This window comes from Streptococcus mitis, assembly GCF_002096755.1.
In the GTDB taxonomy this organism is placed as follows: Bacteria; Bacillota; Bacilli; order Lactobacillales; family Streptococcaceae; genus Streptococcus; species Streptococcus mitis_AC.
Window position 1 is genome coordinate 112,717 of sequence record NZ_NCVF01000020.1, and the last position, 21,919, is coordinate 134,635.

Annotated in this window: 25 protein-coding genes and 3 pseudogenes; all 28 read left to right on the top strand. The window is 42.1% G+C overall.

Annotated elements, in window-relative coordinates:
- The first annotated feature begins 2 nt into the window (after positions 1–2).
- The gene (locus tag B7700_RS03465) at positions 3–416 is read left to right on the top strand and encodes a phage tail tube protein (protein WP_049515339.1); all 414 of its coding nucleotides are present in this window, start codon (positions 3–5) and stop codon (positions 414–416) included.
- A gap of 4 nt (positions 417–420) precedes the next feature.
- Positions 421–801 carry a DUF6096 family protein gene (locus B7700_RS03470; RefSeq protein WP_084887171.1) on the top strand — a complete coding sequence of 127 codons (381 nt, stop codon included), beginning with the start codon at positions 421–423 and terminating at the stop codon, positions 799–801.
- 38 nt (positions 802–839) lie between these two features.
- Positions 840–1,190 (top strand): hypothetical protein, encoded by a 351-nt coding sequence (locus B7700_RS03475; protein ID WP_084887173.1) that lies wholly within the window; start codon positions 840–842, stop codon positions 1,188–1,190.
- Positions 1,177–4,632 (top strand): phage tail protein, encoded by a 3,456-nt coding sequence (locus B7700_RS03480; RefSeq protein WP_084887175.1) that lies wholly within the window; start codon positions 1,177–1,179, stop codon positions 4,630–4,632. The genes B7700_RS03475 and B7700_RS03480 overlap by 14 nt, the downstream gene beginning before the upstream one ends.
- A gap of 8 nt (positions 4,633–4,640) precedes the next feature.
- Positions 4,641–4,991 (top strand): DUF6711 family protein, encoded by a 351-nt coding sequence (locus B7700_RS03485; RefSeq protein ID WP_084887177.1) that lies wholly within the window; start codon positions 4,641–4,643, stop codon positions 4,989–4,991.
- A gap of 5 nt (positions 4,992–4,996) precedes the next feature.
- Positions 4,997–6,164, top strand: a pseudogene (locus B7700_RS03490) (tail fiber domain-containing protein); the annotation flags it as partial.
- A 640-nt stretch (positions 6,165–6,804) separates the two neighbouring features.
- Entirely contained in the window at positions 6,805–7,383 is a 579-nt protein-coding gene (locus B7700_RS11420; protein WP_084887179.1) for a hyaluronate lyase N-terminal domain-containing protein, read from the top strand.
- 8 nt (positions 7,384–7,391) lie between these two features.
- Complete coding sequence (locus B7700_RS03500; RefSeq protein WP_084887181.1) at positions 7,392–7,793, top strand: hypothetical protein; 402 nt, start codon at positions 7,392–7,394, stop codon at positions 7,791–7,793.
- A gap of 3 nt (positions 7,794–7,796) precedes the next feature.
- Positions 7,797–8,174 (top strand): annotated as a pseudogene (locus tag B7700_RS11260) (gp58-like family protein); the annotation flags it as partial.
- Between the two features lie 138 nt (positions 8,175–8,312).
- A pseudogene (locus B7700_RS11265) lies at positions 8,313–8,942 on the top strand (tail fiber domain-containing protein); the annotation flags it as partial.
- Positions 8,943–9,042: 100 nt separating this feature from the next.
- On the top strand, positions 9,043–9,249 hold the full coding sequence (locus B7700_RS03510) for a hypothetical protein (protein WP_084887185.1): 207 nt from the start codon (positions 9,043–9,045) through the stop codon (positions 9,247–9,249).
- The gene (locus tag B7700_RS03515) at positions 9,246–10,007 is read left to right on the top strand and encodes a hypothetical protein (RefSeq protein WP_084887187.1); all 762 of its coding nucleotides are present in this window, start codon (positions 9,246–9,248) and stop codon (positions 10,005–10,007) included. Before B7700_RS03510 ends, B7700_RS03515 begins: the two co-directional genes overlap by 4 nt.
- Before the next feature lie 11 nt (positions 10,008–10,018).
- Positions 10,019–10,297, top strand: coding sequence for a DUF7365 family protein (locus tag B7700_RS03520; protein ID WP_084887189.1), 279 nt, complete (start codon positions 10,019–10,021; stop codon positions 10,295–10,297).
- Positions 10,298–10,311: 14 nt separating this feature from the next.
- Positions 10,312–10,788 (top strand): hypothetical protein, encoded by a 477-nt coding sequence (locus tag B7700_RS03525; protein ID WP_084887190.1) that lies wholly within the window; start codon positions 10,312–10,314, stop codon positions 10,786–10,788.
- Positions 10,789–10,793: 5 nt separating this feature from the next.
- A complete protein-coding gene (locus tag B7700_RS03530) occupies positions 10,794–11,114 on the top strand; it encodes a hypothetical protein (protein WP_084887255.1) in 321 nt (106 codons plus the stop codon).
- A gap of 5 nt (positions 11,115–11,119) precedes the next feature.
- On the top strand, positions 11,120–11,836 hold the full coding sequence (locus B7700_RS03535; RefSeq protein WP_084887192.1) for a hypothetical protein: 717 nt from the start codon (positions 11,120–11,122) through the stop codon (positions 11,834–11,836).
- A gap of 15 nt (positions 11,837–11,851) precedes the next feature.
- Complete coding sequence (locus B7700_RS03540; RefSeq protein WP_084887194.1) at positions 11,852–12,109, top strand: phage holin; 258 nt, start codon at positions 11,852–11,854, stop codon at positions 12,107–12,109.
- Positions 12,110–12,111: 2 nt separating this feature from the next.
- Positions 12,112–12,978, top strand: a complete 867-nt coding sequence (locus B7700_RS11435) for an N-acetylmuramoyl-L-alanine amidase family protein (RefSeq protein WP_084887196.1) — start codon at positions 12,112–12,114, stop codon at positions 12,976–12,978.
- Between the two features lie 726 nt (positions 12,979–13,704).
- Positions 13,705–14,376: a GTP diphosphokinase gene (gene yjbM, locus B7700_RS03550; RefSeq protein WP_084887198.1), complete on the top strand. Its 672-nt coding sequence runs from the start codon at positions 13,705–13,707 to the stop codon at positions 14,374–14,376.
- Entirely contained in the window at positions 14,360–15,178 is an 819-nt protein-coding gene (locus B7700_RS03555) for an NAD kinase (RefSeq protein WP_049544217.1), read from the top strand. Before yjbM ends, B7700_RS03555 begins: the two co-directional genes overlap by 17 nt.
- Positions 15,175–16,071, top strand: coding sequence for an RluA family pseudouridine synthase (locus B7700_RS03560; RefSeq protein WP_084887200.1), 897 nt, complete (start codon positions 15,175–15,177; stop codon positions 16,069–16,071). Before B7700_RS03555 ends, B7700_RS03560 begins: the two co-directional genes overlap by 4 nt.
- A 43-nt stretch (positions 16,072–16,114) precedes the next feature.
- On the top strand, positions 16,115–17,089 hold the full coding sequence (gene pta / locus B7700_RS03565) for a phosphate acetyltransferase (RefSeq protein ID WP_000451580.1): 975 nt from the start codon (positions 16,115–16,117) through the stop codon (positions 17,087–17,089).
- Between the two features lie 82 nt (positions 17,090–17,171).
- The gene (mutY, locus tag B7700_RS03570) at positions 17,172–18,347 is read left to right on the top strand and encodes an A/G-specific adenine glycosylase (RefSeq protein WP_084887202.1); all 1,176 of its coding nucleotides are present in this window, start codon (positions 17,172–17,174) and stop codon (positions 18,345–18,347) included.
- A gap of 55 nt (positions 18,348–18,402) precedes the next feature.
- Positions 18,403–19,110 (top strand): response regulator YycF, encoded by a 708-nt coding sequence (yycF, locus tag B7700_RS03575; protein WP_049539286.1) that lies wholly within the window; start codon positions 18,403–18,405, stop codon positions 19,108–19,110.
- The gene (gene vicK / locus B7700_RS03580; protein ID WP_084887204.1) at positions 19,103–20,452 is read left to right on the top strand and encodes a cell wall metabolism sensor histidine kinase VicK; all 1,350 of its coding nucleotides are present in this window, start codon (positions 19,103–19,105) and stop codon (positions 20,450–20,452) included. The genes yycF and vicK overlap by 8 nt, the downstream gene beginning before the upstream one ends.
- 1 nt (position 20,453) lies before the next feature.
- On the top strand, positions 20,454–21,263 hold the full coding sequence (locus B7700_RS03585) for an MBL fold metallo-hydrolase (RefSeq protein WP_000004961.1): 810 nt from the start codon (positions 20,454–20,456) through the stop codon (positions 21,261–21,263).
- A 90-nt stretch (positions 21,264–21,353) separates the two neighbouring features.
- Positions 21,354–21,596, top strand: a complete 243-nt coding sequence (gene relB, locus B7700_RS03590) for a type II toxin-antitoxin system RelB family antitoxin (protein ID WP_007284772.1) — start codon at positions 21,354–21,356, stop codon at positions 21,594–21,596.
- A 1-nt stretch (position 21,597) separates the two neighbouring features.
- Positions 21,598–21,852 carry a type II toxin-antitoxin system RelE family toxin gene (locus B7700_RS03595; protein WP_004239453.1) on the top strand — a complete coding sequence of 85 codons (255 nt, stop codon included), beginning with the start codon at positions 21,598–21,600 and terminating at the stop codon, positions 21,850–21,852.
- Positions 21,853–21,919 lie beyond the last annotated feature (67 nt).

Sequence of the window (21,919 nt, forward strand, 5' to 3'; positions counted from 1 at the left end):
ACATGTTAGCAAATGGAATTACGTTAGCTTATGGTACAGCTAAAGGAACTTATACTAAACTTGCTGGGTTGAAAGAAGTACCAGAGTTTGGTATTGAGCCTGAAAAAGTAGAGAACACTACTCTTGAAGACAAAGTTAAAAAGTATGAATTCGGTATTGGCGACGCAGGGGAATTGGAGTACAAATTCGCTTATAAGAACGACGGAGAAACCGCACCTTATCGCGTATTGCGTAAAGCGGCAGACAACAAGACGAAACTCTTCTTTGAACAAACTTACCCAGACAACACTAAAGTTCATTTTGAAGGTCAAGTATCTGTTAAGCTTGGTGGTGGCGGTGTCAATGCCGTTATCGAGTTTACCCTTAAAATTGCTTTGCAGTCAGAGTTGGAATTTGTAGACGGTCTTGGAGGTTAATTAAATGGCGTTAAAATACACAACTTGGAAAGTTACTGATGAAAAAGAGTTGAAGCTACGTTTGACATCTCATCAAGCTGCAACTGTGGAAGAAAAAATCGGCATGAACTTGTTAAAGATTTTTATGCCTGAAGCTGGTGAAGAATTCACTTTACCGCCTTTGAAAGTTATGTTGTTGTTAGTTCATGGAGCCTTGCAGCAGTATGAACATGGGTATTCCTTTGAGGATGTCTACAATCTATACGATGAATATGTCGATAACGGTGGAGACCAAACGACCTTCATGTCAGAGGTTTTAATGCCACTCTTTGAAGTATCGGGTTTTACTCCACGAGGAAGCAAGGACAAGAAAACTTCCAAGAAGAAAATGACAGTAGTCGAGTAATCTTAACGGTAACGCAGATTATTGAGAGGCTTTACCCTATGTTTTTGGACATCGGGGGTAAGCCTCTTGATTTTTGGGATTTGACGGTGCTTGAAATCAGAGAAATGATTGAAAGCTACAACCGTGTCAAAATCCAAGAGCGTAAAGAAAAGATTATTGACTCTTATAGACTTTCGCAGATGATATCCAACCACATTTCCTTATTGTTATCTAAAGATGCCAAGGTTTTTGAGTTCTGGGAGTATGCGCCTGAGTTGTTTGTAGAAGAACAACAAGCGGTAGAACGGGAACGACAGAGACAAGCGTTTTTGTTGCATAAGGAACGGATGCGTGAATTTGCAGAAAGACATAATCGCAAAAGGAAGGAGGAAATGAATGGCAACTCTTGATGAATTGAAAGTCATGATTGACGCTGAGATAGCGCCTTTCAGGAAGAAGATGAAAGAAGTCGAGAATCAGGTCAAGGGGACATCTGATCAAGTGAAGAATGCCACTGCCAAAGTTCGTGAACAGTCGAACTCTATCGGTAGTGCGTTTGGCAAACTAGCCAAGTTCGCTGGTTTTGCAATCCTTGGTAAGAAGATGCTTGATGTTGGAATGTATTCAGCGCAGACGGCTCTTGAAGTATCAGCGTCTATGAACCAAATCAAGCGCCAGATGGGCGAGAGTTCGCAATCTTTCTTAAAATGGGTTAACGATAACGCCAACGCTATGAATATGGGGGTAGGTGAAGCAACCAACTATGGTGCTGTTTACTCTAACTTATTCTCAGGATTTATCAAAGATACGGATAAGCTAAGTGCTTATACAGCTAAAATGTTGCAGACTTCAGCAGTAGTTGCCGAAGGGTCAGGCCGTAGCATTACAGACGTTATGGAACGTATTCGCTCAGGGTTACTAGGTAACACCGAAGCAATTGAGGATCTAGGGATCAACGTTAATGTGGCCATGATTGAATCAACTGAAGCTTTTAAACGTTTTGCGAACGGGCAAAGTTGGCAACAGTTGGACTATCAGACCCAGCAACAAATCCGCCTTATGGCAATTTTAGAGCAGGCTACAGCCAAGTATGGCGATACCTTATCTAATTCAGTAAATGGGCGTATCAGCCTATTCAAATCACTGATGAAAGATAGTGCATTGAATTTGGGTAATGCTATGTTACCGATTATCAATGCGATCATGCCTGTCTTGAACTCTTTTGCTATGGTTTTGAAGAACGTTACGGCAAAACTCGCTGAGTTTATCGCTTTGATGTTCAACAAGAAAGCAACAGTGAAAGATGGTGTTGGTGGTGCAGTTGGAGACATGGGTAACGCCATGAAAGACGCTGCAGGCGGAGCAGGAGACCTTGCTGATGCAGTAGATGACGCTGGAGATTCAGCAGGAGGACTTGCTGATAATCTTGGAGACTCGGCCAAAAACGCTAAGAAGGCTGCTAAAGAATTGCTAGGTCTTTTGGGATTTGATGAGATTAACATCTTACAAAAACCAAAAGACGACGGTGACGGAGGTGGCTCAGGCGGTGGCGGTGGAGGCGGAGGCAAAGGCGGTAAGGGTGGAAAAGGAAAAGGTGGCGGTGGCCCCTTTAAAGATATCCTTCCAGAAGTTGCCTTGACCGATATGGATAACCAATTCAAGAGCATTTTTGACGGACTAGGAGACAAGCTTAAAGGGTTGTTTGACTACTTTAAGAAGCTTGCAGACCTTTTCGGAAAAGGTTTTGCTCTATCCTTTAGATGGGATAGTATTGAAAGGCTTAAAAATGCGTTGAAAGGGATATGGCAATCCATTAAAGACATTTTTGAAGACGGTACGGTATTAGCAGCGGCCGCAAGGTTCGGGGAAAAGCTAGCTTTTGCTTTAGGACAAACAACGGGCGCTATTGCTAACGTAATCATGGGAATTGCTGTCTTTATCGCTGAAAGTCTGAATAAATCACTTAATGAAACAAAATTAGATATCAAAGCATGGCTTATCCGTATGTTTGATATCGGCGGGGAAATTGTTGAAAGTGTAGGAAATATTGCTCAAAGTATCGGACAAATTTTCTACGATTCAATCACAAGTGAACCTGCTACAAATATGGGTGCAGGGTTAATCAGCGCCTTTACATACGCTTTTATGGGCGTGCACGAAGTCACTGCTAAATATACAAGAGATATCATCGGTTCGATTGAAGAGACAATCACTGAAAATCAATCAGGTATCACAGAATTGTTTACGGGTCTCTTTAAAGCTGTAGAGCCAGTAGCTCAAGCTATAGCAAGCTCTATGAAGAAACTTTTTGAAAGTGTTAATCAAGTATATGACGAACATATAAAACCTTTGTTTGAATCAAGTTCTGCCTTGATGTCTGATGTGGTAGGTTCTTTTGTTAAGGGATGGAACGAAAATATCCAACCTGTTTTAGAAAAGATTGGTCACGGTTTTGCTGATACAATCAAAAACCATATTGAACCAGCTTTAGAAAAAATAGGTGGCATGATTGGAAGTTTTGCTGACTTTTCTAAAGCGATAAATGAAGTTTTCGGCCCAGTCATTTCCTTTATTGTAGAAAAGTTGACGGTTGTACTAGCCCCTGCAATTGAATACATAGGAGAAGTTTGGCGTGTTTTATTTAACACTATCTCTGATGTGATTGGTGGTATTGCTGATATCATCAAAGGGATATTCGATGTACTTACAGGACTTTTAACTGGAGATGGGGAGAAAATCAAAGAAGGTTTTGCAAGCATATTCGGTGGCTTAAAAGATATTGTAGTCAGTGTCTTTAGTGGCATCATTGATCTTGTATCTGGTGTATTGAAACTTCTTTGGGACGTTGTTGTTGCGATATTCCAAAGTATCTGGGACGCAATTGTCGGCATCTTCTCTGGTGTCGGAGCATGGTTTGGAGAGAAATTCCAAGAAGGTTGGGACGGTATCGTTAACATCTTCAGTAATCTAGGCTCATGGTTCGGAGAACGTTGGGCGGATGTGACTAATGCGTTAGCAGAAGTAGGCTCTTGGTTAGGCGATAAATTTCAACAAGGTTGGGATGCAATTAGCAATACATTTAGCAAGTTGGGTTCATGGTTTGGTGAGCGTTGGAACGAATCTAAAGACGCGCTTGCTGAAGCAAACACTTGGCTTGGCGATAAGTTCCAATCTGGTAGGGATAAAGTGAACTCAGCTTTTGAAAAAGTTGGCTCGTGGTTCGGTGACCGTTGGAATGATATCAAAGATGGAGTAAAAGAAGCTGATACATGGTTTGGAGAGAAATTTGAGAGCGCAAAAGAGAAAGCTCAGAATCCTTTCCAAAAAATCGGTTCATGGTTTGGCGATAGATGGAAAGACATGCAAGATGCCTTGAAAGAAATCCCCAACTGGTTTAAGAATCTGTTTAATGATGCAATGGATAATGCCAAAAACATCGTTAAAAGTGGTATCGATAAACTGAGAAGCTTCTTTAATTTTGATTGGAGTTTACCGAGAATCAAACTTCCTCACTTTAATATATCAGGTAGCTTTAGCTTGAATCCTCCTAGAATTCCATCATTCTCTGTAGATTGGTATGCACGAGGTGGTGTTTTCAACTCACCTAGCATTATCGGGGTCGGAGAAGCTGGTCAAGAAGCGGTAATGCCTCTTGAACGGAATACAGGTTGGATTTCTATCTTGGCTCAAAAATTGGCTGAAAGAATGCCTGCTAACAATGTACCTACAGGTTATTCATTACCGGCTGGCGACATCGTTATTCAAATCGCTGGTCACGAGTTCGGACGGGTGGCAATCCAAGAAATCAACAAGGAACATGAACGAGCAGGTCAAACCTTGCTCAAGATTTAGGAGGTTAAATGGCACAATTGACAATCAATGGGGTGGCTGTGAAGCCTCCCAAATCTTTTCAGGTCGGCATTCAAGATATCGATGGAGAAACAGGGCGTAATGCCAATGGCGATATGGTGCGAGACCGTATCACGACCAAACGTAAACTAGACTGTGAATGGGGTATGATGACTCAAGAAGAAATAAGTCAACTTTTAAATGCAGTTTCATCTAAATTTTTTGAGGTATCTTATCCAGACCCCATGGATGGGCAAGTCACAAAGACTTTCTACGTCGGTGATAGGACAGCTCCGAGCTATACCTTTACCGAAAAATTTAAGCCTTGGTCTGGCGCTAAATTTAATCTGGTAGAGAGGTAAGAAAAATGGACGCTTTAACCAGACGACAATTTGACAGAGCCATGTTTGCTAAGGAAAGGACGCTGGCTATCCGTGTTGGTGATTATGCTTCACGAGATATCAAAGAGGCTAGTTTTGAGTATGGCTATATCAAAGGCGATACATACAAGCCCGGTGGAACGTGTGCTGGTAGCGGTAAGATTACCTTTACCAGCATCATAACCACATTCAATAAACTGGATGTCCTACACCCTGAGATTGGTCTACTGGTTGGGACTACCTACCAGTGGGTCAAGATGGGGGAATACTTCATCAACGATATTGAGATTGACCGCAACCGCAACACAACCACGCTGGAGCTTATGGACGGTATGTTTAAGCTCAATCGTGAGTATGTGACAGACTTGCGTTTCCCAGCCGAGGTACGAGAGGTTATTCAGGAAATATGCTTGAAAACGGGCATTGAGTTGGCGAATGACTATTTCGGAATCAGCGCTATGCGTTACCATGTCGAGCAAGTTCCTGAGGGCAAGAAACTGTCCTTCAGGGATATGCTGAGCGCTATGACTCAGATGATTGGGATGTCTTGTTTTTTTAACCGAGAAGGCAAGATGGAAATCCGTGATTTGACTGAGTCTAACATCACGATTAACGCAGATAGTTACTTCTTACATGGTTTGACCAAGAGTGAGATTGAGTATCAGATGGCTGGTATCACTTGTAAGACGGATAAGAAGTCTCTGACGGTCGGTATGAAGACAGGTCGGTCATTGGAACTGGACAATGTCTTCATGACCCAGAGCGCTTTGAATGACCTGTATTACAAACTGAAAAACCTAACTTACTATCCGTATAATCTCAACTATCAAGGGCATTTACTGCTTGAGGTTGGGCAGTGGGTAACCATTCAGACCAATAAGAAAGAGACTTTTAAAGTTCCTGTCTTGAGTCAGAGCTTTACGTTTAAAGGCGGTCTGAGAGGTCGTATTAGTGCAGATAGTAAGGCAGGGAATGATACCCAGTATTCTTACGAGGGTACGATTACCAAGCAGATAAAGCAACAAGATGGCATTGAAGCGAAAATTCAAGCGCAGATAGAAGCAGCAGACGCAGCCTTTGAAGCTGAGTTTGAGAAACGTAAAAAAACGATAGATGATGCTATCGAAAAATACAAAGCAAATGCTGAGGAGTTCGGTACTAAAATCCACGAGGAAATGGAGAAAGAGCGTCCTGAGTTCGTGAAGCGCATCCGTGAGGAGCTAATGAGCGGTGCGGACTCTATCGCTGAACTGAGTAAGAAACTGGAGCAAGTTAGCGAAACTGCAAGGGTCAATGCTAGCCTGATTGGTGGGGACGGAACTACCCAGTACAACAAGAACCGTTTGAATGGTGGAACGGCTAAGAAAATCAGTTATGGAACGGATTTCGTGGAAGTCAGCCACAATGGAGAGGGCTTTGAACTTGGTAAGAAATACGTTATCAGCTGGTCAGCAACCTGCACACCTTACGGCAAGACGGATGTGACTGTGGTAGTCAATAAGACACCATTCTACGGTGGACACGTTCATCTTGCGCCTGCTAATTCGGTCATGCCAGCGATAGATAAAGACCTTGTCCAGAAAGAAGAGAAGGTCTTGGCAGTCTACTACGGTGCTTATCGTCTGACCTTCTCAGGCGACTGGTATCAGAACGTAGAGCAGTCTGTGACGGTTGACAATCAGACAAGACGGATTGAACTAGCGCCAGTCTATAAGACGGTTGCAGACGGGCAAAATGCAAGATATGAGGGAAGTTGGAGCGAGAATCCAACTTTTATTTTTGATGGAGGTAGAACATGACAGAGATAATCCCAGTGAGGGTACAACACAAGCGTATGTCGGCGAGTGATTGGGCGAGTAGCACTCTGGTTTTGCTCGATGGCGAGTTAGGCATTGAGAGCGACACTGGCAAGGTCAAGGTTGGAAATGGTCGTGACCGATTCTCAGACTTGCAGTATCTAACGGGACCTAAAGGTGACCGTGGGGAACGTGGCGAGACAGGACCGCAAGGAGCGGACGGTGTTGTGCGGTTTGAAAACCTGACAACCCAACAGAGAGAGGGACTGAAAGGCGCACAAGGTCCACAGGGTGCTAGAGGTCCGGCAGGACCAACAGGCCCAGCGGGTCCAGCAGGAGCAGTAGGACCTAAAGGACCAGAAGGTCAACGAGGACCTCAAGGAAATACAGGTCCAGCAGGCGCGAGAGGTGCCACAGGAGAACGTGGCCCAGTGGGTCCAGCAGGAGCTCCAGGCCAAAATATCATCAACCAAAACGGCGGGCAAGCGCTGAAATATTGGGCTGGAACAAGGTCTCAATATGACGCGATTGCTAACAAGGATAGTAATACTATCTATGATATCTACAGTAGTACGTAGGAGGTAGTATGGCTAGAGAAGGAATTTATGTGGGTGGCAAGGAAATTACCCAAAGATACGTAGGGACAAGGCTGGTTTGGGAGAAAGTTCGTTTTGAACTAGTTGGGACATTTTCTTGTTTCATGGTAAAAAACGAGGATGAAAAAACTATTATTGTTTATTTTAGAAATATTTATGATTTAGATACTCTTGTGAATGGTATTTATTATTTAAAATCAATAGAATCTGGGATTAAATATCCATTTGTAAAAACAGTATTATCAAAATATGCTCTCATTGCTGTAAAACTATCTTTTGAAAAGAATAGCGATTATGTTTACGGTTATTATAATTGGCTTCAAAAAGGTAGCACTGAACCTCAAGAATACACTTATATAGACATTCCATTCTATAGAAAAATAGGAGGCTAACACATGGACATTACCATTCAAAACGTTCGTTCGCCTGCTCTTGAGCATAATGGACGGTATTATAAGGTCTTTCAGCCACGGACACGAGATGAACTGCTGAAGCTTCATCACATGGGCTGTGTGGGTGACACGGTGCTGACGGATATCCAACTGGAGCAGGGAGATTTCCCTACTAGCTTCGTGGAGCCTACTGTCATGCAACGCACCTTGTCAGGCCTCTTCAAGGATATGCGTTCTATTGAACTGGAATTGAGAGACCCAAATAGCACACTTTGGGGTAAAATCCAGCAGAATAACCAAGGAGCGCTAACTCAGTTCTTTGATACGAATGTCAAGAGTGCCATCGCTCAGACTGCTAAAGAAATCAGGCAGGAAGTGCGAGACGCTGCTAACAGTGCGAGGGTACAAGTGACGCCTGAAGGTGTGACCATCGGCTCTACTACTTTAACGGGTGAGCAGTTAGCCTCTACCATTTCCACAAGTCCGAGAGGTATTGATATCATCGCTCCGAAAGTCAGAGTTAAATCTGACATGATTGTGGATGGTGCGGTGACTGCTGGTAAGTTAGCAGCTGGGTCTGTGACTGCAGATACGATTAAAGCAGGCGCTGTTACGGGCGATAAAATCAACGTAGATGACGCTCTGATTCGTAACCTGACTGCTAGAGATGCCTTGATTGACAAATTGACATCTAAGCAAGTTTTCGCGACAAAAGTTGAATCTGTTGTATCTAGTTCAACATTCCTTGAAGCCTATCAAGGTAAAATTGGCGGATTTACGCTTGGACAATTTGACCAAGGTGGTGGTCGCTGGATTTCTGGCGTGAATAAATTCGCAGTTGGAATGGGGAATGGAGAAGGTTACGGGACCCAAACAGCTTTCTGGGCTAATTGGGGCAATAACTGGAACCAAGCAGGGCCTAGAGCGTGGCATGTGGACACAGATGGGCAAATGTATTGTAAGAACGATGCGCATTTTTCTGCCGAAACCAACTTCACGGGCGAGAGCAATACGAATTTTTACGGAACAGTTAAATTCACTCAGTCACCTATATTTGCAGGTAACATCAACATGGGAAATAGCAATATCTTCGGTAATGGCTATAACCCTGCTGGAGGGCTCAATAAAGTTGTTTGGTGGAGCGAACTTGAAACAGTCGCTTTTCGGAAACATACAGATATAGATGCAATTAAGAAACGTCTAAATAAAATTGAAGGTCAGCTAGGAATTAGCTAGAAGGAGAATATACATGGATAATCACACAATCGATAAACTAGTCGCTGAGTCGCTCGCTAACCGTTTGAGAGAAGGTGAATTGAATTGTGCGCATTTAGAGGCACATTATACGCTGACATTGGCCGAACTACAGGTCTTTAAAGCGGTGCTGGAATATGAACCAGCGCTCAAAGAACTATTTGAAGAAACACAAGCAAAAATGAAAGGAAATAACGCATGACTTACAAATTAACAGGAAGCCCTACTTTGAAGGGGGAAAAGAACGTCACTATCGTAACGATTGAGAAAGAAGAACCTGGACGCTACAGCTATGAGCGTGTTGAATTGCCAGGCAACCGCACGAATGATAATGAAGAAGTGCTGATTCAAGCAGTTTTAGATTTTATTAGAACGGAACTTGATCCGACAAATGCCATCGTGACTGCTCAAGCGAAACTAGAGCAGACTTTGGCTAAATTGGAACAGGCTGAGCAGAAAGTAGCTCAAGCTCAAGCAAATCTTGAACAAACCCAAGAGAAATTGAGTCAAGCAGAAGCGAAGCAAAATGACCTTGAAGCACTTGCGAACCGCATTAATAAAGTAGTTCGAGTGATGGCTCAAGATTCCATCATGGGTGAGAAAGTTTCTTACGGCACCACCTACAAAGAAATGGTTGAACTCTTCCCACTGGCTGAAGTTGGTAAAGTTTACGAGCCTGGCGCAATCTTTGCGGTTGAAGACCCAAGTCACGCTGAAATTAATGGAGAAGGTAAACGCATCTTGATTCAAACCAATCAGTCATTTACTTATCAAGGAGAAACCCTTGCTCAACTTGAAGGAACACCTTACCAGAATGGCGTTCTAGCAACTTGGAAGTTTAGTGCACCGAAAGCACCAAATGATCCTACTGTCGCATCAGCTGCTGCAGTTTCTACGACAGCTACCGTAACTCCAACAGTAACAGAACCTTCTGCTACAACAGTTACACCTAACCAATAATTGAGGTGACTATGGCAGAATTTGAACGTTTAATTGTCCAAATTTTCCTCTCTCTCATTCCTGTTGTCGGACTTTATTTCTCAATGAAAGACCGAGCGACCAAACAAGAGAATCGCCTCACGGTTCTAGAAAAGGACATCGAGAATCTGAACGAATTTAAAAGATCTGCAAACAAACGACTAGATAACCATGATGAACAGAACAAGGCTATCTTAGTTCTTGCGGAACAAGTTAAGTCGCTAGGTGAAGATGTGAGAGAGTTGAAAACGTTGATTCAAAGCAAAAGCTAAGAAAGGGGCGCAGAATGGTCTGTAATCTCAATACGACCAATCTTGCACAAGTTGATGGCGGTTACCTCATCAAGCAGGGTGATGTAGCTTCTACCTTTGGATTTGTCCTTTTAGACGAAGACTATCGAGCCGTCTCCTCTCTTGAAGGGGAGGTGGCGGTCGTTAGTCTGACCATGGACAAGCACCAATGGAAGAAGAAGGTGACTGTCACGAACTCAAGCGTGAATTTTAATCTGGACGCTATCTTGCCAGTTGGGAAATACCGCTTAGAGATTAGCGCTGGTGGATATATTTTCCCGAGCGATAAAGCTACGCATATCAAGATAGTGGCTTCAGATAAAGAATTGGTCACAGAGGAGGTCCATGCTCTTAAAGAGCTGGATATAGCAAAGGAAGTTGAAAAGCAACTTTCGAAAAAAACAGTAACAGATGGTGGGATATGTCAGGAGATTCCAGACTTACTCATGTACTATAATCTTGGAAAGGTATGAAAATAATGGACACAAGTAAACTAGTTGCATTCGCTTCAGCATTGGGAGCGGATAACAAGACAATGATGCAGTTGATCAATACAAAGATTGACAGCGCTACGTTAACGCAAGCTATTGAACAAGCTAAAACCGCAGTCAAGAATGACCTTCTAGGTGATGGGGTACCTGAAAACCTCAACACGCTTAAAGAGCTTGTTGAGGAAATCGCTAAATTGAGCGGTAGCACTGAAGGTGCAGTCGTTCAAAAATTGGCTGACCTCGGCCGTCGTATTGACGAGTTTGCCAATGTTGACCTGTTAGCAACGTATAATGCAGCGAAAGCGTGATTGTTATGAGCAATTTTGAGGAATTTGCTCAAGCAGTCGGTCGTGATGTTAAAACCCTGAATCAAAAGCCTGAACCAAGGCTGACATTAACAGGAAATACCCTCGGCATCGCTGGGGGTAATAATGTCACTCTACCGCTACCTGAAAACGTAGGGCATGAAATCCGTGGCACAGGCTCACCAGAAGGCCGTATCACTGCTGAAATCGGGACAACCTATGTAGATGTAAATGTTACTAATGGCGCATTGAAATGGATCAAAGAAAAAGGTAACGATAACACAGGCTGGCGTGTTCTAATCGGCGATACTGGCTGGAGAACACTTAACAGTGTCTCTAGAGCAGGCAACTCGTTCGTTAAAATCAGACGAGTAAACAATCTTGTTACTTATCAATTTGGTGGTCTTCAATGGGGTTGGTTTGGAGTAGGCAGACGAAATGGACCTGGATTTGCAAGGCACAATAGCAGTGGGGACAAAGGGGCTAAAGTGTTAGGTCCTGGTGGAATACCTGCAGGATTTAGGAGTGAGGCGTCACTGATTGGTGGAATTTATAATGACGCTGGGAAGCCGTATGGGATATGGTATCTCGGAGGAGTAACCGACTCAAACTTCATACAATTTACATTTAATGACCCTATCCCCACAGATAAAGATATTGGAGATATACGAGTAAGCGCCATCTCATACTTGACAGACGACCCGTGGCCTACGCAATTACCATAAGAAAGGAAAATATACATGATTAACTGGAAATTACGACTAAAAAATAAATACTTTTGGCTGACTGCAATCCCAGCCTTCTTGCTTGTATTGCAAGCTGGTGCAGCAGTCTTTGGATATCATCTAGATTTAGGCGATATCGGCAACAAGCTGATTTTGCTTGTCAATGCGGTATTCGTGTTCTTGACTGCTATCGGTCTGGTCAATGACCCAACGACTAGCGGAATCACAGACAGCACACGAGCGCTAGACTATGAGAAACCAAGTGAGGAATAAGTATGTCTAAAAAACAGGAAATGATTCAATTCTTCATCGACAAGGCCAATTCTGGCGATGGAGTGGACCAGGATAATGCTTTCGGGATGCAATGTGCGGATGTTCCGTGCTACGCTTTTAAAAATTGGTACGGTGTGACCCTTTGGGGCAACGCTTATGACTTGCTTGAGTCAGCACGTTCTCAAGGCCTGAAAGTCGTGTATGACGCTGACTATCCAAAAGCTGGTTGGTTCTTCGTAAAATCATACGTGGCTGGTGACGGTGTCAACTACGGGCATACAGGGCTGGTCTATGAAGACTCAGACGGATATACCATCAAGACGATTGAGCAGAACATCGATGGAAACTGGGACTACCTTGAAGTAGGTGGCCCTTGTCGCTACAACGAGCGTTCTGTAAGTGAAATCGTTGGGTATATCGTACCGCCTGAAGAGGTTGAAACAGGCTGGCAACAGAACCAATATGGTTGGTGGTGGGTTCGTGAAGACGGCTCTTATCCAACCAATAAATGGGAGAAGATCAATGATGTTTGGTACTATTTTGATGAAAAAGGCTTCATGAAGCGTAGTACCTGGTTGAACTACAAGGATGCTTGGTACTGGTTCACGGATTCAGGCTCTATGGCCACTGGTTGGGCTCGTATCAATAATGCTTGGTATTACTTCGATGAAGAAGGTAAGATGGTCACTGGTTGGATTAAGCATAAGCAGACCTGGTACTATCTAGACCGTAAGAATGGCAACATGGTATCAAACGCCTTTGTCCAGTCTGCGGATGGAACAGGCTGGTACTACATCAAACCAGACGGAACAATGGCAGAAAAGCCAGAGTTCACAGTGGAGCCAGAAGGGCTCATTACTACGAAATAATTTAAAAAATAAAATGAAAGGAAAACTTTTCTAAAATGTTCTTTCACCGCAGGCTCAGGCTTGCGGTTTTTTTGTTTGTCTGAATCAAGAAAACATCTAACCAACCGACATTGATGTCGGTAGCAAAATAAATGGTTTGTCTGAAAAATTGACTTGTTGACATCAACAAATAGCTTTATAAAGCGCTTGGTTGCCAATTTTGTTGACGTTAACAAAATTAGAACTTGTATTTCTATTTTGCAAAAACACGTATTTTGAACAATTAGAAACAGAAATTACAATCCTATTGTTTAAAAAAGCGCTTATATGAAGAATAGGAAGGGGAATCGTGGTGTATTATTGTCAAAAACGCCATTTTGTTAATAATAGATCCTTTTTATTTTTTGATTATTGTCAAAAACGGTGTTTTGTCAAAAATAAAAACAGTGAAATTACTCACTGATCCTTTTGTAAACTATTAGAAATAAACTGACACTTTCTCAACTATACGGGCAAATATGAGTATGAAAATGAATACGATGATGAATACGATTTAAAAAAATGATGGCAATTAATGAAAATGGTTTTAATAAAAAATAAGTAAAAACTCAACTATTGAAAATCGATGATAACTATTTGTAAACGCTTTTCACTTATGGTATAATAATCATTGTATTTATTGTATATGAATCTGGAGAAAAAATCAAAGATATTTTTGAAGGATAATATGAGAACAAGGGAGAATATATGACCTTAGAATGGGAAGAATTTCTAGATCCTTACATTCAAGCTGTTGGTGAATTAAAGATTAAACTACGTGGTATTCGGAAGCAATATCGTAAGCAAAATAAGCATTCTCCGATTGAGTTTGTGACGGGTCGGGTCAAGCCAATTGAGAGCATCAAAGAAAAAATGGCTCGTCGTGGCATTACTTATACGACCTTGGAACACGATTTGCAGGATATTGCCGGTTTGCGTGTGATGGTTCAGTTTGTAGATGACGTCAAGGAAGTAGTGGAAATTTTGCACAAGCGTCAGGACATGCGAATCATACAGGAGCGAGATTACATTACTCATCGAAAAGCATCAGGCTACCGTTCCTATCACGTGGTAGTAGAATATACGGTTGATACCATCAATGGAGCCAAGACCATTTTGGCGGAAATTCAGATTCGTACTTTGGCCATGAATTTCTGGGCAACAATAGAACATTCTCTCAACTACAAGTACCAAGGGGATTTCCCAGAGGAAATTAAGAAGCGGCTGGAAATCACGGCCAAGATTGCCCATCAGTTGGATGAAGAAATGGGTAAAATACGTGATGATATCCAAGAAGCCCAGGCTCTTTTTGATCCTTTGAGTAGAAAATTAAATGACGGTGTAGGAAACAGTGACGATACAGATGAAGAATACAGGTAAACGAATTGACCTGATAGCCAATAGAAAACCGCAGAGTCAAAGGGTTTTGTATGAATTGCGAGATCGTTTGAAGAGAAATCAGTTTATACTCAATGATACCAATCCGGATATCGTTATTTCCATTGGTGGGGATGGCATGCTCTTGTCGGCCTTTCATAAGTACGAAAACCAGCTTGACAAGGTCCGCTTCATTGGTGTTCACACTGGACATTTGGGCTTCTATACGGACTACCGTGATTTTGAGTTGGACAAGCTAGTGACTAATTTGCAGCTAGATACCGGAGCAAGAGTCTCTTACCCTGTTCTGAATGTGAAGGTCTTTCTTGAAAATGGTGAAGTGAAGATTTTTAGAGCACTAAATGAAGCCAGTATCCGCAGGTCTGATCGAACCATGGTGGCGGATATTGTAATCAATGGTGTTCCCTTTGAACGTTTTCGTGGAGATGGGCTAACAGTTTCGACCCCGACTGGTAGTACAGCCTATAACAAGTCTCTCGGTGGAGCTGTTTTGCATCCTACCATTGAAGCTCTTCAGTTGACGGAAATTGCTAGCCTTAACAATCGTGTTTATCGAACGCTGGGTTCGTCCATTATTGTTCCTAAGAAGGATAAGATTGAACTTATCCCGACGAGAAACGATTACCATACTATTTCGGTTGACAATAGCGTTTATTCTTTCCGTAATATTGAGCGTATTGAGTATCAAATCGACCATCATAAGATTCACTTTGTTGCATCACCGAGCCACACCAGTTTCTGGAATCGTGTTAAGGATGCATTTATCGGCGAGGTGGACGAATGAGGTTTGGATTTATCGCAGATGAGCATGTCAAGGTTAAGACCTTCTTAAAAAAGCACGAGGTTTCTAAGGGGCTGCTAGCTAAGATTAAGTTTCGAGGAGGAGCTATTCTGGTCAATGATCAACCACAAAATGCGACGTATCTATTGGATATTGGAGACCGAGTTATCATCGATATTCCTGCTGAGGAAGGCTTTGAAACTCTCGAAGCAATCGAGCGCCCACTGGATATTCTCTATGAGGATGACCATTTTCTGGTCTTGAATAAACCCTACGGAGTGGCTTCTATTCCTAGTGTCAATCACTCCAATACCATTGCCAATTTTATCAAGGGTTACTACGTCAGGCAAGACTATGAAAATCAGCAGGTTCACATTGTGACCAGACTAGATAGGGACACTTCTGGCTTGATGCTTTTTGCCAAACACGGCTATGCCCATGCACGATTAGATAAGCAGTTGCAGAAGAAATCTATCGAGAAGCGCTACTTTGCTTTGGTTAAGGGAGATGGACATTTGGAGCCAGAGGGAGAAATTATTGCTCCGATTGCGCGTGATGAAGACTCCATTATCACCAGACGAGTGGCTAAAGGCGGAAAGTATGCCCATACATCCTACAAGATTGTAGTTTCATATGGAAATATTCACTTGGTAGATATTCGCCTGCATACTGGACGTACTCACCAAATCCGAGTCCATTTTTCCCATATCGGTTTTCCTTTGTTGGGAGATGATTTGTATGGTGGTAGCCTGGACGACGGCATCCAACGTCAGGCCCTGCATTGCCATTTCCTATCCTTTTATCATCCATTTTTAGAGCAAGACTTGCAGTTAGAAAGTCCCTTGCCGGATGATTTCAGTAACCTTATTACCCAGTTATCAACTAATACTCTATAAAAACTGATTCAGAGTATAATTATTATTTTAAAGGAGAAAACTCATGGAAGTTTTTGAAAGTCTCAAAGCCAACTTGGTTGGTAAAAATGCTCGTATCGTTCTCCCTGAAGGGGAAGAACCTCGTATTCTTCAAGCGACTAAACGCCTGGTAAAAGAAACAGAAGTGATTCCTGTTTTGCTTGGAAATCCTGAAAAAATTAAAATTTATCTTGAAATTGAAGGGATCATGGATGGTTATGAAGTCATTGACCCTCAACATTATCCTCAATTTGAAGAAATGGTTGCTGCCCTGGTGGAGCGTCGCAAGGGCAAAATGTCTGAAGAAGATGCACGCAAGGTTTTGGTTGAAGATGTCAACTATTTTGGTGTTATGTTGGTTTACTTGGGCTTGGTTGATGGAATGGTGTCAGGAGCGATTCACTCAACAGCTTCAACAGTTCGTCCAGCTCTTCAAATCATCAAAACTCGTCCAAATGTAACGCGTACTTCAGGTGCCTTCCTCATGGTTCGTGGTACGGAACGTTACCTATTTGGTGACTGTGCCATCAACATTAATCCAGACGCAGAAGCTTTGGCTGAAATTGCCATAAACTCAGCAATCACAGCTAAGATGTTTGGAATCGAGCCTAAAATTGCTATGCTAAGCTATTCTACTAAAGGTTCAGGATTTGGAGAAAGCGTTGATAAGGTTGTTGAAGCAACTAAAATTGCTCACGACTTGCGTCCCGACCTTGAAATTGATGGTGAGTTGCAATTTGATGCGGCCTTTGTTCCAGAAACTGCAGCTCTGAAAGCTCCTGGAAGTACGGTAGCTGGTCAAGCAAATGTCTTCATCTTCCCAGGTATCGAGGCAGGAAATATCGGATACAAGATGGCTGAACGTCTTGGTGGTTTTGCGGCTGTTGGTCCTGTTTTGCAAGGTTTGAACAAGCCAGTTAACGACCTTTCTCGTGGATGTAATGCAGATGATGTTTACAAGTTGACCCTTATCACAGCAGCTCAAGCGGTTCATCAATAAGATTTAGTCCTCTTTCCCTTGGGAAGAGGCTTTTTAATACTAGGAAAAGGACAGTTAGGGTCTTCTGTGATATACTAGAGATATGTTAGATTTGAAAGAATACGGTATCGTCATGTGGCCGGAGGAGAAGATTGTTTCTTTCCGTGAGAAACTTCTCGCCTGGTATGATGAAAATAAAAGAGATTTACCATGGCGTAGGAGTAAGAATCCTTATCATATCTGGGTCTCTGAAATTATGCTCCAGCAGACTAGGGTGGATACAGTTATCCCTTATTACGAACGATTCTTGGACTGGTTTCCAACAGTGGAAAGTTTGGCAACTGCCCCTGAAGAACGTTTGTTGAAGGCTTGGGAAGGTTTGGGTTATTATTCTCGAGTTCGTAATATGCAGGCTGCAGCTCAGCAGATTATGACTGACTTTGGTGGTCAATTTCCAAACACCTATGAAGGAATTTCCAGCTTGAAAGGGATTGGTCCTTACACTGCAGGTGCCATTTCTAGTATTGCTTTTAACTTGCCTGAGCCGGCTGTAGATGGTAATGTCATGCGTGTTTTGGCGCGTCTATTTGAAGTTAATCACGATATTGGGATTCCAAGTAATCGTAAAATTTTTCAGGCAATGATGGAAATCTTGATTGACCCAGAACGTCCGGGTGACTTTAATCAAGCCTTGATGGACCTAGGCTCAGATATTGAGGCGCCAGTAAATCCCAGACCAGAAGAAAGCCCAGTTAAGGACTTTAGTGCGGCATATCAGAATGGCACAATGGACCGTTATCCAATCAAGGCTCCCAAGAAAAAGCCTGTCCCAATTTATCTTAAAGCCTTGGTGGTCAAAAATACTCAGGGACAATTTTTACTTGAAAAAAATGAAAGTGAAAAGCTATTGGCAGGTTTTTGGCATTTCCCACTGGTAGAAGTAGATGACTTTTTGCAAGAGGAGCAGTTTGACCTCTTCCATCAGGTTGCAGAAGAAAGTGTGAATTTTGGACCCAGTCCAGAAGAGAGTTTCCAGCAGGACTATGACCTAGATGTTGATTGGCTTGATATTTATTTTGACACTGTTAAGCATGTCTTTAGTCATCGCAAGTGGCATGTTCAAATTGTAGCAGGTCAGGTGACTGACTTCCATGACTTTTCCGATAGGGAAGTTCGCTGGCTTTCACCAGAAGAGTTTAAGGATTTTCCACTTGCCAAACCCCAACAAAAAATCTGGCAGGCTTATGCAAAAGCCAACTTAGACAGTAGCAAAGATTAGCTATTGTGTCTTCTTGTTATTTTTTTGGTATAATAGTAGAGAAAAAGGTGAACAAATGAAAAAAATATTAATTGTAGATGATGAGAAACCAATCTCGGATATTATCAAGTTTAATATGACTAAGGAAGGTTACGAGGTTGTAACTGCTTTTAATGGTCGTGAAGCGCTAGAACAATTTGAAGCAGAGCAACCAGATATTATTATTCTGGATTTGATGCTTCCCGAAATTGATGGCTTAGAAGTTGCTAAGACTATTCGCAAGACAAGTAGTGTGCCTATTATCATGCTTTCAGCGAAAGATAGTGAATTTGATAAGGTTATCGGTTTAGAGCTTGGTGCGGATGACTATGTAACCAAACCCTTCTCAAATCGTGAGTTGCAGGCGCGTGTCAAAGCTCTTCTTCGTCGTACAGATTTGACTTCTGTAGATAATCAAGAGTCTGATGAAAAGAAAACTCAACCCTTGCAAATTGGGGACTTGGAGATTGTGCCAGATGCCTACGTGGCTAAAAAATATGGTGAAGAACTAGACTTAACTCACCGTGAATTTGAGCTTTTGTACCACTTGGCCTCTCATATCGGTCAAGTAATTACGCGTGAACACTTGCTTGAAACGGTCTGGGGTTATGATTATTTCGGAGATGTTCGAACTGTTGATGTAACTATCAGACGTTTGCGTGAGAAGATTGAAGATACACCAAGTCGTCCAGAGTATATCCTAACACGTCGCGGTGTTGGTTATTATATGAGAAATAATGATTGAATTTATTAGAAAAAATATTCTTACTAGTGATTTTATCTTCATTTTAATTTTATTGGGTTTTATCTTGATTGTTACCTTACTTTTGCTAGAAAATCGGCGAGATAATATTCGGTTGAAGCAAATTAATCAAAAGGTGAAAGACCTGATTGCAGGAGATTATTCTCAGGTATTGGATATGCAGGGAAGCTCTGAAATCACTAATATTACCAATAATCTCAATGATTTATCAGAAGTAATCCGTTTGACCCAAGAAAATCTAGAACAAGAGAGTAAACGATTGAATAGTATCCTATCATACATGACAGACGGAGTTCTTGCGACCAATCGTCGTGGTAAGATTACTATGATTAATGATATGGCTAAGAAACAGCTAGGTGTTCAGAAAGAAGAGGTTCTCAATAAAAGTATTCTAGAATTGCTTAAGATTGAAGATGAGTATGACCTTCGTGATTTGATTACCCAAATTCCTGAGCTTATGATTGATTCTCAGGATGCCAATGGTGAATATCTGAGCCTTCGTGTACGCTTTGCCTTGGTGCGTCGTGAGTCTGGCTTTATCTCAGGTCTGGTTGCCGTTCTGCATGATACAACTGAGCAGGAGAAGGAAGAGCGCGAGCGGAGACTCTTTGTTTCCAACGTTAGTCATGAGTTACGGACGCCTCTGACTAGTGTAAAATCCTATCTTGAAGCTTTGGATGAGGGTGCCTTGTCAGAACCGGTCGCACCGGACTTTATCAAGGTATCTCTAGATGAAACCAATCGTATGATGCGTATGGTAACGGATCTTCTTCATCTTTCACGTATTGATAATGCGACCAGTCACCTGGATGTGGAATTAATCAATTTCACTGCCTTTATAACCTTTATCCTCAACCGTTTTGATCAGATAAGAGGGCAGGACGAAGAGAAGAAATATGAACTGGTGAGAGATTATCCAATTACCTCAGTCTGGATAGAGATAGATACAGACAAGATGACACAGGTCATTGATAATATTCTTAACAATGCCATCAAGTATTCACCAGATGGTGGGAAAATCACAGTGACCATGAAGACGACTGATGATCAGATGATTTTATCCATCTCAGACCAAGGTTTGGGTATTCCTAAGCAGGATTTACCACGCATCTTTGACCGTTTTTACCGTGTGGATCGTGCTAGAAGTCGTGCCCAGGGTGGGACAGGTCTGGGACTGTCTATTGCTAAGGAAATTATCAAACAGCATAATGGCTTTATTTGGGCCAAAAGTGAATACGGTAAGGGCTCAACCTTTACCATCGTGCTCCCTTATGATAAGGATGCAGTGAAAGAAGAAGTATGGGAGGATGAAGTAGAAGACTAGAATGAGTGAAACAGGCTTTAAATATAGTATTTTAGCATCGGGTTCCAGTGGGAATTCCTTTTATCTGGAAACCCCAAAAAAGAAACTTTTAGTGGATGCAGGCTTATCTGGTAAGAAAATCACCAGCCTACTTGCTGAAATAAATCGCAAGCCAGAAGACTTGGATGCCATCTTGATTACCCACGAGCATTCAGATCATATCCATGGAGTAGGTGTTTTGGCTCGCAAGTATGGTATGGATCTTTACGCCAATGAAAAGACCTGGCAAGCTATGGAAAATAGCAAGTATCTTGGCAAGGTAGATTCTTCACAAAAGCATATTTTTGAAATGGGTAAAACCAAAACCTTTGGAGATATCGACATCGAGAGTTTTGGTGTAAGCCATGATGCAGTCGCACCGCAGTTCTATCGCTTTATGAAAGATGATAAAAGTTTTGTCCTTTTGACAGATACAGGTTATGTTAGTGACCGTATGGCGGGGATTGTTGAAAATGCGGACGGCTATCTTATCGAGTCCAACCATGATGTAGAGATTTTGCGAGCAGGTTCTTACGCTTGGCGACTCAAACAACGAATCCTATCGGATCTGGGTCACCTTTCTAACGAGGATGGTGCTGAAGCTATGATTCGGACGCTAGGAAATCGCACTAAGAAGATCTACCTTGGGCATTTATCTAAGGAGAATAATATCAAGGAGCTGGCTCACATGACCATGGTCAATCAGCTGGCGCAAGCTGATCTGGGAGTCGGAGTAGACTTTAAGGTTTATGATACCTCACCAGATACCGCAACACCTTTGACAGATATATAGAAAGAACGCTGAGAAGGTGTTCTTTTTATATTGACTGAACACCTAAAAAGTAATACAATGGTGTTACCATTAAAAAAGGGAGTGCAAAAGATGACTACTATTACATTAAAAGTTTCTGAAGCTGATAAAACATTTATGAAGGCAATGGCTAAGTTTGAAGGAGTTTCCCTTTCGGAACTTATTCGCACCAAAACTCTTGAAGCTCTAGAAGACGAATACGACGCTCGTGTGGCAGATTTAGCCTATCAAGAGTATTTAGACGACTTGGAAAAAGGAGTTGAACCCATTACTTGGGAAGAAATGATGCATGATTTAGGCTTGGAGGATGAATAATTTGTATAAATTAGTTCCAACAAGACGTTTCATCAAGCAATTGAAAAAATTGGATCGTTATACGCAGAAGATAATTACAAACTATTTACAAACCAATGTTTTGGAAGACCCAAGACGACACGGAAAGGCTTTGGTTGGTAATCGCGTTGGTCAATGGCGCTATAGGATTGGTAATTATCGAGTTATCGTACAAATTGTAGATGATGAATTAGTCATTGCTACTTTAGAAGTTGGTCATCGGAGAGATATTTATTGAATTACTTTTTTCCAAGTAAATTTTCATTCTTTAAAACATGATATAATAGGGATTACAATATAAGAGA

Bases quoted from the DNA above. Each gene is read 5' to 3' on its own strand.
- B7700_RS03465 (WP_049515339.1), top strand. From the start codon at position 3: ATGTTAGCAAATGGAATTACGTTAGCTTATGGTACAGCTAAAGGAACT.
- B7700_RS03470 (WP_084887171.1), top strand. From the start codon at position 421: ATGGCGTTAAAATACACAACTTGGAAAGTTACTGATGAAAAAGAGTTG.
- B7700_RS03475 (WP_084887173.1), top strand. From the start codon at position 840: ATGTTTTTGGACATCGGGGGTAAGCCTCTTGATTTTTGGGATTTGACG.
- B7700_RS03480 (WP_084887175.1), top strand. From the start codon at position 1,177: ATGGCAACTCTTGATGAATTGAAAGTCATGATTGACGCTGAGATAGCG.
- B7700_RS03485 (WP_084887177.1), top strand. From the start codon at position 4,641: ATGGCACAATTGACAATCAATGGGGTGGCTGTGAAGCCTCCCAAATCT.
- B7700_RS11420 (WP_084887179.1), top strand. From the start codon at position 6,805: ATGACAGAGATAATCCCAGTGAGGGTACAACACAAGCGTATGTCGGCG.
- B7700_RS03500 (WP_084887181.1), top strand. From the start codon at position 7,392: ATGGCTAGAGAAGGAATTTATGTGGGTGGCAAGGAAATTACCCAAAGA.
- B7700_RS03510 (WP_084887185.1), top strand. From the start codon at position 9,043: ATGGATAATCACACAATCGATAAACTAGTCGCTGAGTCGCTCGCTAAC.
- B7700_RS03515 (WP_084887187.1), top strand. From the start codon at position 9,246: ATGACTTACAAATTAACAGGAAGCCCTACTTTGAAGGGGGAAAAGAAC.
- B7700_RS03520 (WP_084887189.1), top strand. From the start codon at position 10,019: ATGGCAGAATTTGAACGTTTAATTGTCCAAATTTTCCTCTCTCTCATT.
- B7700_RS03525 (WP_084887190.1), top strand. From the start codon at position 10,312: ATGGTCTGTAATCTCAATACGACCAATCTTGCACAAGTTGATGGCGGT.
- B7700_RS03530 (WP_084887255.1), top strand. From the start codon at position 10,794: ATGGACACAAGTAAACTAGTTGCATTCGCTTCAGCATTGGGAGCGGAT.
- B7700_RS03535 (WP_084887192.1), top strand. From the start codon at position 11,120: ATGAGCAATTTTGAGGAATTTGCTCAAGCAGTCGGTCGTGATGTTAAA.
- B7700_RS03540 (WP_084887194.1), top strand. From the start codon at position 11,852: ATGATTAACTGGAAATTACGACTAAAAAATAAATACTTTTGGCTGACT.
- B7700_RS11435 (WP_084887196.1), top strand. From the start codon at position 12,112: ATGTCTAAAAAACAGGAAATGATTCAATTCTTCATCGACAAGGCCAAT.
- yjbM (WP_084887198.1), top strand. From the start codon at position 13,705: ATGACCTTAGAATGGGAAGAATTTCTAGATCCTTACATTCAAGCTGTT.
- B7700_RS03555 (WP_049544217.1), top strand. From the start codon at position 14,360: ATGAAGAATACAGGTAAACGAATTGACCTGATAGCCAATAGAAAACCG.
- B7700_RS03560 (WP_084887200.1), top strand. From the start codon at position 15,175: ATGAGGTTTGGATTTATCGCAGATGAGCATGTCAAGGTTAAGACCTTC.
- pta (WP_000451580.1), top strand. From the start codon at position 16,115: ATGGAAGTTTTTGAAAGTCTCAAAGCCAACTTGGTTGGTAAAAATGCT.
- mutY (WP_084887202.1), top strand. From the start codon at position 17,172: ATGTTAGATTTGAAAGAATACGGTATCGTCATGTGGCCGGAGGAGAAG.
- yycF (WP_049539286.1), top strand. From the start codon at position 18,403: ATGAAAAAAATATTAATTGTAGATGATGAGAAACCAATCTCGGATATT.
- vicK (WP_084887204.1), top strand. From the start codon at position 19,103: ATGATTGAATTTATTAGAAAAAATATTCTTACTAGTGATTTTATCTTC.
- B7700_RS03585 (WP_000004961.1), top strand. From the start codon at position 20,454: ATGAGTGAAACAGGCTTTAAATATAGTATTTTAGCATCGGGTTCCAGT.
- relB (WP_007284772.1), top strand. From the start codon at position 21,354: ATGACTACTATTACATTAAAAGTTTCTGAAGCTGATAAAACATTTATG.